The sequence below is a fragment of the Nocardia asteroides genome, assembly GCA_019930625.1.
In the GTDB taxonomy this organism is placed as follows: domain Bacteria; phylum Actinomycetota; class Actinomycetes; order Mycobacteriales; family Mycobacteriaceae; genus Nocardia; species Nocardia sputi.
Genome location: CP082844.1, coordinates 2,760,238 through 2,775,783 on the forward strand (window position 1 = coordinate 2,760,238; position 15,546 = coordinate 2,775,783).

The window sequence follows — 15,546 nt, forward strand, 5'->3', positions numbered from 1 at the left end:
TTGGACCGGCTGGATTTCGGCGGAAACGGCGAAACTGGTGGCGAACGGGCACACGCGGGTTCCGGGGTAGAACCCGGGTTGTCCGGCGCTTTCCCGTTGTCTCCCGCTCAGCGGGGTATCTGGTACGCGCAGCATGTCGACCCGCAGGTGCCGGTCACAATCGCGCAGTACGTCGACCTGCACGGCGACCTGGATCTGGATAGTCTCGAACGCGCGATCATCCAGGCCTCACACGAACTGGGTTCGCTCTTCTTGCGCATCACCGAGCGCGATGGTGAACCATTGCAGTTCGTCGACAGCAGCATCGCCGAGGCCCGTCAGCTCGAGTATGTCGACCTCCGTGGCGCCGGTGATCCGGACGCGGCTGCGCTGGCATGGATGCGCGCGGAGTACAGCCATCCGCTGGACCTGACCGCCGACCGTCTGATCAAGACCGCCGCGCTGCGCCTGGCCGACGACCGCTGGTACTGGTATTCGCGGGCGCATCACATCGCGATCGACGGCTTCGGCTCGATGACATACGTGAACCGGATCGCCGAGCTGTACACGGCCTATGTCAACGCCACCGAACCCGCTCCATCCAAAGCGACCGACCTGCGCACGCTCTACGAGCAGGAGATCGCCTACCGCGAAAGCTCCCGCTTCGTCACCGACAAGGAGTACTGGGCGCAACGTGTGAAAGGGCTGGAGGGAGGCACCAGCCTTACGGGCCGTTCCGCGCCGCCTGCCGCGATCAACGGCGTCGTGAGCGCCGCCCTGTCGGACGAGCAGAACGTCCAGCTGGATGCGGCCGTCGCACGGTACGATTCCTCGCCCGCCGGTCTGTTGCTCGCGGGCTTCGCCGCGTACTTGGCGCAGTGGAACGGCGTCGAGGACGTCATCCTCAGCCTGCCGGTGACCGCGCGCACCACCGCTGCCATGCGCCGCTCAGGCGGCGTCTCGTCGAACATCGTGCCGCTGCGGCTGCACGTGGGCCACGGCACGACAGTGTCCGAGCTGCTCAAGCAGGTGCAGGTCGAGGTCTCCGGCGCACTGCGCCACCAGCGCTACCGGCACGAGGACATCCGCCGTGACGCGGCCGGTGACGGTGTGGTGACCACGGAGTTCTTCGGACCGTGGGTCAATATCATGCTGTTCCACAACGAGCTGGTGATGGGCCCGATGGTCGGCCGGCTCAGTGTGCTGTCCACCGGCAGCATCGAGGACCTGGGCGTCAACTTCTACCAGTCGGTCGCGGGCACCCGCTCGCACATCGACTTCGAGACCAACCCCAACCTCTACACCGAGGCCGAGGCGCGCCGCCACCACAGCCGCTTCCTCGAGTTCTTCGACCGCTTCCTCGCCGCAGGCGTGGACGACACGGTGTGGGACCTGCCGGTCGCCACCGCCGACGAACGCGACCGCACGCTGCTGGAGTGGAACGACTCCGAGCAGGACGTCCCGGATACCACGCTCGCGGCGCTGCTGGACGCGCAGATGCCGCTGACCCCGGACAACATCGCGCTCGACTTCGAGGGCGCGACGCTGACCTACGCGGAGTTCGACGAGCGGGTCAACCGGCTGGCCCGTTTCCTGATCGCCGACGGCGTCGGCCCGGAATCGCTGGTCGCGCTGGGCATGCGCCGCTCACTGGAGCTGGTGATCGGCATGCACGCGGTGCTGAAAGCCGGTGGCGCCTACGTGCCGATCGATCCGGATCACCCGGCCGAGCGCACCGCCTACATCCTCGACAGCGCCGCGCCGGTGTGCGTGCTGACGCTGTCGGCCGACGAGTTGGAGCTGCCGGAGTCGGTGCGCCGGGTGGAGATCGACACCCTGGACACCTCGGCGTACTCGCCCGCCCTGGTCACCGACGCCGACCGCCTCGCGCCGCTGCGCCCGGACAACACCGCCTACGTCATCTACACCTCGGGATCGACCGGCCGCCCGAAGGGCGTGGCGGTCACCCACCGCGCGATCGTCAACCAGCAGCTGTGGATGCTCGACGAGTACCGGCTGACCGCGGCGGACGTGTACCTGCAGAAGACCGCGACCACGTTCGACGTGTCGCTGTGGGGCTACTTCCTGCCGCTGCTGGTGGGCGCGAAACTGGTCATCGCGTCGCCGGACGGGCACCGCGACCCGCTGTACGTGGCGGAGATGATCTCCCGGCACGGGGTCACCGTGACCGACTTCGTCCCGTCCATGCTCACCGTGTTCGTCGCGCACGCCACCCGGGCCCAATGCGCCACGCTGCGCGCGGTCTTCGTGATCGGCGAGGCGCTGCCGCCGGAGACTGCCGCGAAATTCAGAGAGATCACCGCTGCGCTCGATGGTCGCTCCGCAGGCTCCGCTCCGGCGGGCCTGCACAACCTGTACGGCCCCACCGAGGCCGCGGTCTCGGTGACCTACTGGGAGGCCACGGCCGCCGACACGGTGACCGTGCCGATCGGCATCCCGGAGTGGAACGTTCAGGTCTACGTGCTGGATTCGCGGCTGCGTCCGGCCGCGATCGGCGCGCCCGGCGAGCTGTACCTCGGCGGACGTCAGCTCGCCCGCGGCTACCGAGGCCGTCCCGACCTGACGTCGGACCGCTTCGTCGCCAACCCGCTGTCGAACGACGGCGAGCGGATGTACCGCACCGGCGACCTGGTGCGGTGGAACGAAGCGGGCACGCTGGAATACATCGGCCGCACCGACTTCCAGGTCAAGTTCCGCGGCCAGCGCATCGAGCTGGGGGAGATCGAGACCGATCTGCTCGCCCATCCCGCGGTCAGCCAGGCCGTGGTGCTGGTCGTCGACACGGCGACCGGTCAGCAGCTGGTGGCCTACGTCGTCCCGGCTCCCGGCCACACCGTGGACCCGGTGGAGCTGACCAGGTTCGCCGCCGAGAAGCTGCCCAGCTACATGGTGCCCGCCTCGATCATGGTGCTGGACGCCTTCCCACTCAACACCAGCGGCAAGCTGGACCGCAAGGCCCTGCCCGAGCCGGTGTTCACCGCCGACGCGGGCGGCTTCCGTGCGCCGCGTACCCAGGCCGAGCAGATCGTGGCGGGGATCTTCGCCGACGTGCTCGGTCAGGATCGCGTCGGCATCGACGACAACTTCTTCGACCTGGGCGGGAACTCGTTGGTCGCCACCCAGGTGGTGGCACGCATCGGCGCGGCCTTCGGCACCAAGATCGGGGTGCGCGCGTTGTTCGAGACCCCGACCGTCGCCGGTATCGCGGCGCGCGCGGAGAACGCCGTACCTGTCGGGGAATCGCGTCCGCCGCTGGTGGCCCAGCAGCTCCCGGAACGGGTGCCGTTGTCGCCGGCGCAGCAGCGCATGTGGTTCATCAACCAGTTCGACCCGACCGTGCCGACCTACAACCTGCCGTTCGTGGTGCGGTTGCGCGGCCAGGTGGACCTGGAGGCGTTGCAGTCGGCGCTGCTGGACGTGGTGCAGCGGCAGCAGTCGCTGCGCACGATCTTCCCCGAATCCGGCGACGGCGGAGGCTACCAGCAGGTGCTGCCGGTCGACCAGGTCGACCTCGGCATCGCGGTGCAGCCCATCGATGAGGCCGAATTGCACGGCGCGCTCGCTGAATTCGCCTCGCGCGGTTTCGATGTTTCGCGTGAGCTGCCGATTCGCGTGCGGGTGTTCGCGGTCACCGGCGGGAGCAGCAACGGCGTCGCCGACTACGCGGTGGCGTTCGTCGTGCATCACATCGCGGCCGACGGCTTCTCCTTCGGCCCGCTGGCGCGCGACGTCTCGGCCGCCTACCTGTCCCGCGCCGCGGGCGAGGCCCCCCGCTGGGCGCCGCTGCCGGTGCAGTACCAGGACTACAGCGTCTGGCAGCGCGAATTGCTCGGCGCGGAGGCCGATCCCGCGTCCATGGCGGCGCGCGAGATCGCCTACTGGCGCAGGGCGCTGGCCGGCCTGCCGGATCAGCTCGACCTGCCGGCGGACCGTCCGCGCCCGCCAGTGCAGAGTTTCCACGGCAGCCGGGTGAGCTTCGATATCGACGCCGAGCTGCACCGGCGGCTGGCCGCGCTGGCCCGCGCTCGAGGCGTCAGCCTGTTCATGGTCGTGCACGCCTCGCTGGCCGTCCTGCTGGCCAGGCTGTCCGGCACCAGCGACATCGCGATCGGTACCCCCGTCGCCGGACGTGGCGAGCAGGCGCTCGACGACCTGATCGGCATGTTCGTCAACACTCTCGTGCTGCGTTCGGAGGTGGACGGCAGCGAGCCGTTCGCCGAGTTCCTCGACCGCACCAGAGAAGCCGATCTGGCCGCGTTCGCGTTCGCCGACGTGCCGTTCGAGCGGCTGGTGGACGTGCTCAATCCGACCCGCTCGCAGGCGCGTCACCCGTTGTTCCAGGTGATGCTGTCGTTCCAGGAGATGTCGCACGCGACCCTGGAACTGCCCGGGCTGTCGGTCACCGCCGACGAGCTCGAGGTCGACATCGCCAAGTTCGACCTGCAGTGGACGGTCACCGAGGAGCGTGGCGCGAACGGCGAGCCCGCGGGCATGGGCGCGGTCGTCTCCTACGCGACCGAGCTGTTCGATTCGGAGACGGTGGCTGCGTTCGCTGATCGTTTTGTGCGCGTTCTGTGTGAGGTTGTCGACGATCCGCAGGTTGCTATCGGTGACATCGATCTGCTCGGCGAGGGCGAGCGGCTGGATGTGTCGCAGCGCTGGGTGTCCTCCGGGGCCGAGAGCGTCGCGGGTGTGTTCGCCGATCCGGATATCACGCTGGTCGGGTTGTTCGACGCGGCTGTTGCCGCGCACCCGAATCGGGTCGCGGCCCGTTTCGGCGTGGAGACGCTGAGCTATGCCGAGTTGGATCGGCGCGCGAATGTACTGGCGCGCAGGTTGATCAGTGACGGTGCGGGACCGGAGAGGCTGGTCGCGGTGATTTTGCCGCGGTCGCTGGACCTCGTCGTCGCGTTGCTGGCTGTGGTGAAGACCGGTGCGGGTTATGTGCCGGTGGACCCGACCTATCCGGCTGAGCGCATCGCCTACGTGCTCGCCGATTCCCGGCCCACGAGTGTGGTGCTCGACTCCACGGTGCAGGTCGAGGTGCCCGCTGGGCTGCCCGCTGTCGTGCTGGACGGGTTCGCGGTGGAGGCCGGCAATGTCGAGGACGCCGACGACGCCCCGATTACGAATGCCGACCGCAACGCCGCGCTCACGCCGGACAATGTCGCGTATGTGATCTACACCTCCGGCTCGACCGGCCGCCCGAAGGGCGTCGCGGTCGCGCACCGCAACGTGGTGCGGTTGTTCGCGAATACCGACCGCGACTTCGGTTTCGGTCCCGACGATGTGTGGACGTTGTTCCACAGCTACGCCTTCGACTTCTCGGTGTGGGAACTGTGGGGCCCGCTGCTGTTCGGCGGCACCCTCGTCGTGGTCGACTACTACACCTCGCGCTCGCCGGAGCAGTTCCTGGAACTGCTGCGTGCCGAACGCGTCACGGTGCTCAACCAGACCCCGTCGGCGTTCTACCAACTGGCCGAAGCCGACCGGAACGCCGCGCCCGATGTCGCGCCGCTGGCGCTGCGCTACGTGGTGTTCGGCGGTGAGGCGCTGGAGCTGCGCAGGCTCTCGGATTGGGTGGCGCGCCACGGCGACGGCACCGGCGCGACGTCCGGGGACGGGCCGCTGCTGGTCAACATGTACGGCATCACCGAGACCACGGTGCACGTGTCCTACCGCGCTCTGGACGCCGCGACCATCGCCGCGGCCTCCGGCAGCGTGGTCGGCCGCGCGATCGCCGGTCTGCGGGTGTATGTGCTCGACAACAGGCTGCGCCCGGTGCCGGTCGGCGTCGCGGGGGAGATGTACGTGGCGGGCCGGCAATTGGCTCGTGGCTATCTCGGCCGTCCCGATCTGTCGGCCACCCGCTTCGTCGCCGATCCGATGGGCGACGCGCCGGGCGGGCGCCTGTATCGCTCCGGTGACCTCGCGCGCTGGAACCGCTTCGGCGAGCTGGAATACCTCGGCCGCGCCGACGACCAGGTGAAGGTGCGCGGCTTCCGCATCGAACTCGGCGAGATCCAGGCCGCACTGGTTGCGCATAAGTCGGTCGCGGACGCGGTTGTGAGCGTGTACACGGACGAGCGGCTCGGCAATCGGATCGTCGGGTACATCGTGCCCGACGGGACGCTGCTGGATGTCAACGCGGTGCGTGAAAGCTTGTCGGGTTCGTTGCCCGCCTACATGGTGCCCTCTGTGCTGATCGCGCTGGAGCGAATCCCGCTGACGGTTCACGGCAAGCTGGACCGCAAAGCGCTGCCCGCCCCGGTGTTCGAGGTGCGCGAATTCCGCGCTCCAACCACCCCGATCGAGGAGATCATCGCGCAGATCTTCGGTGAGGTGCTGAGCATCTCTCGGGTGGGCGTGGACGACGACTTCTTCGACCTCGGCGGCAACTCGCTGATCGCTACCCAGGTCGCCTCCCGCCTCGGCATCGCGCTGGACACCAGGGTGCCGGTGCGGATGCTGTTCGAGGCTTCCACCGTCGCGGCGCTGGCAGCGCGAGTGGAGTCGCATGTCGGTGACGGCGCGAGGAAGGCGCTGATCGCGCGGCAGCGTCCGGAGCAGGTGCCGCTGTCGCTGGCACAGCAGCGTATGTGGTTCCTCAACCGCTTCGACACCTCATCGGCGGTCAACAATATTCCGATCGCGATCCGGCTGTCCGGGGATCTGGACATCGCCGCGTTGCAGGTCGCGGTCATCGACGTGATCGACCGGCACGAGTCGCTGCGGACCGTGTTCCCGGAGACCAAGACCGGCCCAGTTCAGGTGGTGCTGGACGCCGCGCAGATCGTGCCAGATCTGACCCCGGTGCCGGTGACCGAGCACAACCTGATCGACCACCTGGTCGAGCTGGCCTCGATGGCGTTCGACGTGACCAGCGAAGTGCCGCTGCACGCCCGGCTGTTCGAGATCAGCGAGACCGAGTACGTGCTCGGCATGGTGGTGCACCACATCTCGGCCGACGGCTGGTCGATGGGCCCACTGGCCCGCGACGTCATGGTGGCCTACGCCGCCCGCACATTGTGGGAGGCGCCGGCCTGGTCGGCGCTGCCAGTGCAGTACGCTGACTACGCACTGTGGCAGCGCGAGGTGCTAGGTTCCGAAGACGATCCGAGTTCGCTGATTTCCAAGCAAATCCGCTACTGGACGCGCGAACTGGCCGGTCTACCCGATGAATTGACCTTGCCGACCGACCGGCCGCGCCCCGCCGTTGCCTCCTACCGCGGTGGAACCTACCCGTTCGTGATCGCCGGCGAGACCCAGCATGCCCTGATCGAGCTGGGTCGCAGGCACAACGCGTCGTTGTTCATGGTGCTGCACAGCGCGCTGGCGGTGTTGCTGGCCCGAGCCAGCGGCATCAGCGACATTGCGATCGGTACCCCGGTTGCCGGTCGCGGTGAGGCAGCGTTGGACGACCTGGTCGGCATGTTCGTCAACACCCTGGTGTTGCGCACCGAGGTGGACGGCGCGACAAGTTTCGCTGATCTGCTCGCCCGGGCCCGCGAGACCGACCTGCACGCGTTCGCGCACGCCGACGTGCCGTTCGAGCGGCTGGTCGAGGTGCTCAACCCGGCCCGCTCGCAGGCGCGTCACCCGCTGTTCCAGGTGATGCTGACCTTCCAGAACACTCGGCAGGCCAGCTTGGAGCTGCCGGGTCTCTCGGTCAACGGCATCGATTACGACGCGGGCTTGGCCAAGTTCGACCTTCAGCTGACTCTCTCGGAGACCCAGGACGAACTGGGCGACCCGGCGGGTATGTCGGCCGAGTTCTCCTACGCCCTGGATCTGTTCGACGAGTCCACCGTCGCCGCGTTCGCCAGGCGGCTCGATCGCGTCCTCGCCGCGGTGACCGCCGATCCGAACTTGCCGATCGGCGATATCGACCTGATCGCGCCCACCGAACGGGCGCAGGTGCTCATCGACTGGAACGACACCGCGCACCCGGTACCCACCGAGACGCTGGTCTCGCTGTTCGACGCGCAGGTGGCGGCGACCCCCGACGCGATCGCGCTGGACTTCGAAGACGAGCGACTGACCTACCGCGAGCTGAGCGAGCGGGCCAACCGCATCGCAAGGCAATTGATCGGCGCGGGCGTCGGCCCGGGATCGCTGGTGGCGCTGGCGATCCGGCGTTCGACCGAACTGGTCGTCGCGATGTACGCGGTGGTGCAGACCGGCGCGGCCTACGTCCCGCTGGATCCGGACCAGCCCGCCGAGCGTGTCAACTACATCATCGAGACCGCGCGGCCGCGGATGATCCTGTACCGCTCCGCGGACGGGTTCGGCTTCGATCCGCAGCCGCAGGTGACGGTGCTTTCCGTGGAGGGCATCGAAGGGCTGCCCGGCTTCGCCGCGGCCGGCGGCGCGCCGATCACCGACGAGGAGCGCATCCAGCCGCTGCGGCCGGAGAACATCGCGTACGTCATCTTCACGTCCGGTTCTACCGGACGCCCGAAGGGCGTGGCGGTCAGCCACGCCGCGATCGTCAACCGGCTGCTGTGGATGCAGCACGAATACCCCATCGGTCCCCAGGACGCGGTGCTGCAGAAGACGCCCGCCACGTTCGACGTGTCGGTGTGGGAGTTCTTCTGGCCGTTGCAGACCGGCGCCAGGCTGGTCGTCGCTCGCCCGGACGGCCATCGCGACCCGGTGTATCTGTCCCAGATCATTACCGAGAAGCACATCACCACAGCGCATTTCGTGCCGTCGATGCTCTCGGTCTTCGTCTCGACGCTCGGCAACGGGAACGGAGACGGGCTGCCCGCGCCCCAGCTGCGGCAGGTCTTCGCCTCCGGCGAGGCGCTGCCCGCGCAAACGGCACGACGCCTGCGTGAATTGACCGGCGCCCGGCTGCACAACCTGTACGGACCCACCGAAGCCGCCGTCGACGTGACATATCACGAAGCGACGGAAGCGGACACGGTGACGGTGCCGATCGGACGTCCGGTGTGGAACACCCGCGTCTTCGTGCTCGACAGCCGTCTGCACCCGGTGGCCCCGGGTATCGCGGGTGAGCTGTATCTCGCGGGCGATCAGCTGGCGCTCGGCTATCTGGGCCGTGCGGATCTGACGGCGGATCGGTTCGTAGCCAATCCGTACGGCGCGCCGGGTGACCGGATGTACCGCACCGGCGACCTCGTCTCCTGGACCGGCGAGGGCGAGCTGGAATACTTGGGCCGCACCGACTTCCAGGTGAAGCTGCGCGGTCTGCGTATCGAGTTGGGTGAGATCGAAGCCGCGCTGCTGGCGCAGCCGGGTATCGCCCAATCGGTGGTGGTACTGCGGTCCGACGCGCACGCGGGTGACCAACTGGTGGGTTACCTGGTCGCGGAACCGGAGACGACGGTCGACACCGACGAGGTGAAGGCCGCCTTGGACGCCGTGTTGCCGGGCTACATGGTCCCCGCCGCACTGATCGTGCTGGACGCGTTCCCGGTGAACGCCTCCGGCAAGCTCGATCGCAAGGCGCTGCCCGCGCCGGTGTTCGAGGCGAAAGTGTTCCGCGCCCCGTCCACCCCGATCGAGGAGATCGTGGCGGAGGTCTTCGCCGAGCTCCTCGGCGTGCCGCGCGTCGGCGTGGACGACGACTTCTTCGAGCTCGGTGGCAACTCGCTGGTGGCCACCCAGGTGACCGCCCGCCTCAGCGCTGCGCTGAACACCGAGATCGGTGTGCGCGCGCTGTTCGAAGCGCCCACCGTCGGCGCGTTGGCCGCGCGGGTCGAGTCGCACGCGGGAACCGGTGCACGCCAAGCGATCACGGCACAGGTCCGTCCCGAGTATCCGCCGCTGTCGCTGGCGCAGCAGCGCATATGGTTCCTCAACCGATTCGACATCGGGAGCGGGTCGGCCGCGCCGGGCGCGGCGTCGGCGACCTATAACATCCCGGCCGCGGTGCGGTTGGAAGGCGCCTTGGACGTGGACGCGTTGCGCGGCGCGATCGCCGATGTGATCGCGCGCCACGAATCGCTGCGCACCATCTACCCGTCACGCGAAGGTGTCGCCTATCAGCGGGTGCTGCCCGCGACCAAGGCCATCCCTGAGCTGGACGTGGTCGAGGTGGCCGAGGGCCGGTTGCTGGAGTTGCTGTACGGCTTCGTCGAACGCGGCTTCGACGTGACCACCGAACGGCCGACGCGCATGCGCGTCTACCGGCTCGCTCCCGACGACCACGTCCTGGTCGTGGTGGTGCACCACATTGCGGCCGACGGCTTCTCGATGCGTCCGTTGGTGCGTGACCTCATGGCCGCCTACATGGCGCGGACCTCGGCGTCCGAGCCGGGGTGGCCGCCGCTGGCGGTGCAGTACGTGGACTTCGCGCTGTGGCAGCGGGAGACACTCGGTTCGGAGGACGATCCGACCTCGTTGCTCTCCGAGCAACTCGACTACTGGCGCGGCGCGCTCGCCGGCCTGCCGGACGAGCTGCGCCTGCCCGGTCGTCCGCGGCCCGCCGTCGCCTCCTACGTGGCGGGCACCCGCCGCTTCCGCGTGCCGGGCGAGCTGATCGACGAGCTGAACCGGGTCGCGCACGCGAGCGGCACCACGCTGTTCATGGTGGTGCACAGCGCGTTCGCCACGCTGTTGGCGCGGTTGAGCGGCTCCGACGACATCGCCATCGGCATTCCGGTCGCCGGTCGCGGTGAGCAGGCGCTCGATGATCTGGTCGGCATGTTCGTCAACACCCTGGTGCTGCGTGCCCAGGTGGACACCGCCACGTCGTTCACCGACCTGCTCGTCCAGGTCCGCGAGCGTGACCTCCAGGCGTTCGCGCATGCGGACGTCCCGTTCGAGCGGCTGGTCGAGGTACTCAACCCGGCCCGCTCGCAGGCACGCCATCCGCTGTTCCAAGTGATGCTGTCGTTCCAGAACCTCGGCAGGACCGCGCTGGAGCTGCCTGGCCTCACCGTCTCCGAACTGGGTATCGACCAGCCGACGGCGAAGTTCGACCTGCAACTCACCCTCAGCGAGGTGCCCGGCGCCGCATCGGCGATGGACGCCGAACTCGTCTACGCCACCGATCTGTTCGACGGCGCGTTCGCGGACGCGTTCGCCGCGCGCTTCGTGCGTGTGCTGCGCGGCGTCGCCGCCGATCCTTCGGTCGTCCTCGGCGACATCGACCTGCTGGACCACGCCGAGCGCTCGCTGGTGATCGAGCGGTGGAACGACACCGAATTCCCGGTCGAGGCCGCACTCACCTCGCCGGTCGGCGACGCCGCCGCGACGCTGGTCTCGCTGTTCGAGGCGCAGGTGGCGCGCACGCCGGACGCGATCGCGCTCACCTTCGAGGGGACGAGTCTGTCCTACGCCGAGTTCGCGAGTCGGGTGCACCGCCTGGCGCGCTGGCTCAAGCAGAACGGTGTCGGCCCCGAATCCTATGTGGCCCTGGGCATGCGCCGCTCGCTCGACCTGCTGGTCGGCATGTACGCGGTGACCGTCGCGGGCGGCGCCTACGTGCCGCTCGACCCGGATCACCCGGCCGAGCGCATCGAGCACATCCTGGACACCGCCCGACCGGTCTGCGTGCTGACCTCTGGCGCGGACCTGGACGTCACGCTGGCCCGCCAGGTGCGCATCGATGAGCTGGATCTGTCCGGATACTCCGCCGAGCCGGTCACCGACGCGGACCGGCACCGGCCGCTGCGCACCGGCAACACCGCGTACGTCATCTTCACGTCGGGATCGACCGGTCGTCCGAAGGGTGTGGCGGTTTCGCACGCGGCCATCGTCAACCGCCTGGTATGGGGCCATGCCCAGTACGGCCTGGCTGTCGACGACGTAGTGCTGCAGAAGACCCCGGCCACATTCGACGTGTCGGTGTGGGAGTTCTTCTGGCCCTTGCAGGTCGGCGCCCGGCTGGTGATCGCCAAGCCGGACGGTCACCGCGACCCCGCCTACCTGGCGCAGCTGATCATCGAGGAGCGGATCACCACGGCGCACTTCGTGCCGTCGATGATGTCGCTGTTCGTGGTGGAACCGCGCGCGGCCGAATGTGTCGGCCTGCGTAACGTCTTCGCTTCCGGTGAGGGCCTTCCCGCGGTGACCGCGCAGCGCATGCGCGAACTCACCGGCGCGCGCCTGCACAACCTGTACGGCCCCACCGAGGCCGGTGTCGAGGTGACCTTCCACGAGGTCGACGACGCCGACACCGTGACCGTGCCGATCGGTGCCCCGGTGTTCAACACGCAGGTGTACGTGCTGGATTCGCGCCTGCGGCCGGTTCCGGTCGGCGTGCCCGGCGAGCTGTATCTGGCCGGCGCGCAGCTGGCCTACGGGTATGTCACCCGGCCCGACCTGACCACCGAGCGGTTCGTCGCCAGCCCGTTCGGTGACGGTGCGCGCATGTACCGCACCGGTGACCTGGTGGCCTGGACCGAAGACGGTGAGCTGGAGTACCTGGGCCGCACCGACTTCCAGGTCAAGGTGCGCGGTCTGCGCATCGAACTGGGTGAGATCGAGTCGGCGCTGACCGCGCTGGAATCGGTGGCGCAGGCGGTGGTCGTGGTGCGCACCGACGAGCGGACCGGGGACCAGCTGGTCGCCTACCTGGTGACGGACCCGGACCGGGTGGTGGACGTCGAGGCGGTCAAGGCCGAGCTCGGCACGCGGCTGCCCGGGTACATGGTGCCCGCCGCCTACGTGGTGCTGGACGAATTCCCGCTGAACGCCTCCGGCAAGCTGGACCGCAAGGCGCTGCCGGAACCGGTCTTCGAGGCCAAGGTGTTCCGCGCACCCGCGACGCCGGTGCAGGAGATCGTGGCCCAGACCTTCGCCGAGGTGCTCGGTGTGGAGCGGGTCGGCCTGGACGACGACTTCTTCGAGCTGGGCGGTAACTCGCTGGTCGCCACTCAGGTGGCCGCACGGCTGGGCGAGGCCCTGAACAGTCAGGTCCCGGTGCGCACGCTGTTCGAGGCGTCCACCGTGGTCGCGCTGGCGGCGAAGGTGGAATCGGCCGCCGGACAGGGCGGACGGACGCCCCTGGTCGCGCAGGAGCGTCCCGAGCTGGTGCCGCTCTCGCTCGCCCAGCAACGGATGTGGTTCCTCAACCGGTTCGACAACCGCACCGCGGTGAACAACATCCCGGTGGCCCTGCGGCTGACCGGTGAGCTGGACGTCGCCGCGCTCGGCGCGGCCATCGGCGACGTGCTCGCGCGGCACGAGGCGCTGCGCACGATCTACCCCGAGGTGGAGGGCACCGGTTACCAGCGTGTCCTGCCGGTGGGTGAGGTCGCCTTCGACCTGGTCGCCGAATCCGTCGCGGCCGAGGAGCTGCCCGCGCGGATCCTGGAGCTGGTCGGTGTCGGGTTCGACGTCACCGCCGAGATCCCGTTCCGGGCGAGCCTGCTCGCGCTGTCGCCGACCGACCACGTGGCGGTGCTGGTCATGCACCACATCAGCGCCGACGGCTTCTCACTGCGGCCGTTGCTGCGCGATGTCGTGCTGGCCTACACCGAGCGCGCACGCGGCGAGGTCCCGTCCTGGGCCCCGCTGAAGGTGCAGTACGCCGACTACGCGCTGTGGCAGCGTGACGTGCTCGGCGCCGAGGACGACGCGGACTCCGTCGCGGCCCGGCAGATCGCCTACTGGACCGAGCAACTGCGCGACCTGCCCGACCAGACCGAGCTGCCCGCCGACCGGCCCCGGCCCGAGATCGCCTCCAATGCCGGTGGCACGTACGACTTCTCGGTCGACGCGCAAGTGCACGAGGCGCTGTCGGAGCTGGCGCGCGCCCGCGGCGTGACGCTGTTCATGGTCGTGCACGCAGCGCTGGCCGTGTGGGCGGGCCGACTGTCGGGCAGCACCGATGTCGCGATCGGCACGCCGATCGCGGGCCGTGGCGAACGCGCGCTCGACGATGTCGTCGGCATGTTCGTCAACACGCTGGTGCTGCGCAGCGAAGTCGATCCGGCCGTCGCCTTCGGTGAGTTGCTCGACCAGGTGCGCCGTACCGATCTGGCCGCCTTCGCCAACGCCGACGTGCCGTTCGAGCGGCTGGTCGATGTGCTCAGCCCGGCCCGCTCGCAGGCGCACCACCCGCTCTTCCAGATCGCGCTGACCTTCGAGGCCGCTTCGGCGGCCGAGCTCGGCACGGTCGCGCTGCCCGGCGGCCTCGAAGTCGCCGCCGTCGAATTCGACCCGGGCACCGCGAAGTTCGACGTGCAGCTCACCGTCGGCGAGTCCGCCGAGGGCGGCTTGGCGCTGTCGTGGAACTACGCGACCGAGCTGTTCGATTCGGAGACGGTGGCTGCGTTCGCTGATCGTTTTGTGCGCGTTCTGTGTGAGGTTGCTGACGATCCGCAGGTTGCTATCGGTGACATCGATCTGCTCGGCGAGGGCGAGCGGCTGGATGTGTCGCAGCGCTGGGTGTCCTCCGGGGCCGAGAGCGTCGCGGGTGTGTTCGCCGATCCGGACGTCACGCTGGTCGGGTTGTTCGACGCGGCTGTTGCCGCGCACCCGAATCGGGTCGCGGCCCGTTTCGGCGTGGAGACGCTGAGCTATGCCGAGTTGGATCGGCGCGCGAATGTACTGGCGCGCAGGTTGATCAGTGACGGTGCGGGACCGGAGAGGCTGGTCGCGGTGATTTTGCCGCGGTCGCTGGACCTCGTCGTCGCGTTGCTGGCTGTGGTGAAGACCGGTGCGGGTTATGTGCCGGTGGACCCGACCTATCCGGCTGAGCGCATCGCCTACGTGCTCGCCGATTCCCGGCCCACGAGTGTGGTGCTCGACTCCACGGTGCAGGTCGAGGTGCCCGCTGGGCTGCCCGCTGTCGTGCTGGACGGGTTCGCGGTGGAGGCCGGCAATGTCGAGGACGCCGACGACGCCCCGATTACGAATGCCGACCGCAACGCCGCGCTCACGCCGGACAATGTCGCGTATGTGATCTACACCTCCGGCTCGACCGGCCGCCCGAAGGGCGTCGCGGTCGCGCACCGCAACGTGGTGCGGTTGTTCGCGAATACCGACCGCGACTTCGGTTTCGGTCCCGACGATGTGTGGACGTTGTTCCACAGCTACGCCTTCGACTTCTCGGTGTGGGAACTGTGGGGCCCGCTGCTGTTCGGCGGCACCCTCGTCGTGGTCGACTACTACACCTCGCGCTCGCCGGAGCAGTTCCTGGAACTGCTGCGTGCCGAACGCGTCACGGTGCTCAACCAGACCCCGTCGGCGTTCTACCAACTGGCCGAAGCCGACCGGAACGCCGCGCCCGATGTCGCGCCGCTGGCGCTGCGCTACGTGGTGTTCGGCGGTGAGGCGCTGGAGCTGCGCAGGCTCTCGGATTGGGTGGCGCGCCACGGCGACGGCACCGGCGCGACGTCCGGGGACGGGCCGCTGCTGGTCAACATGTACGGCATCACCGAGACCACGGTGCACGTGTCCTACCGCGCTCTGGACGCCGCGACCATCGCCGCGGCCTCCGGCAGCGTGGTCGGCCGCGCGATCGCCGGTCTGCGGGTGTATGTGCTCGACAACAGGCTGCGCCCGGTGCCGGTCGGCGTCGCGGGGGAGATGTACGTGGCGGGCCGGCAATTGGCTCGTGGCTATCTC

General features: G+C 69.0%; 1 protein-coding gene (only partly in view). It reads left to right on the top strand.

What is annotated here, in order from left to right:
- On the top strand, window positions 1-15,546 hold the 5' end (the start) of the coding sequence (locus tag K8O92_12605) for a non-ribosomal peptide synthase/polyketide synthase (protein ID UAK34603.1). It continues 28,524 nt past the right edge of the window; only the first 15,546 of its 44,070 coding nucleotides appear in the window; it begins with the start codon at window positions 1-3; the stop codon falls past the right edge of the window.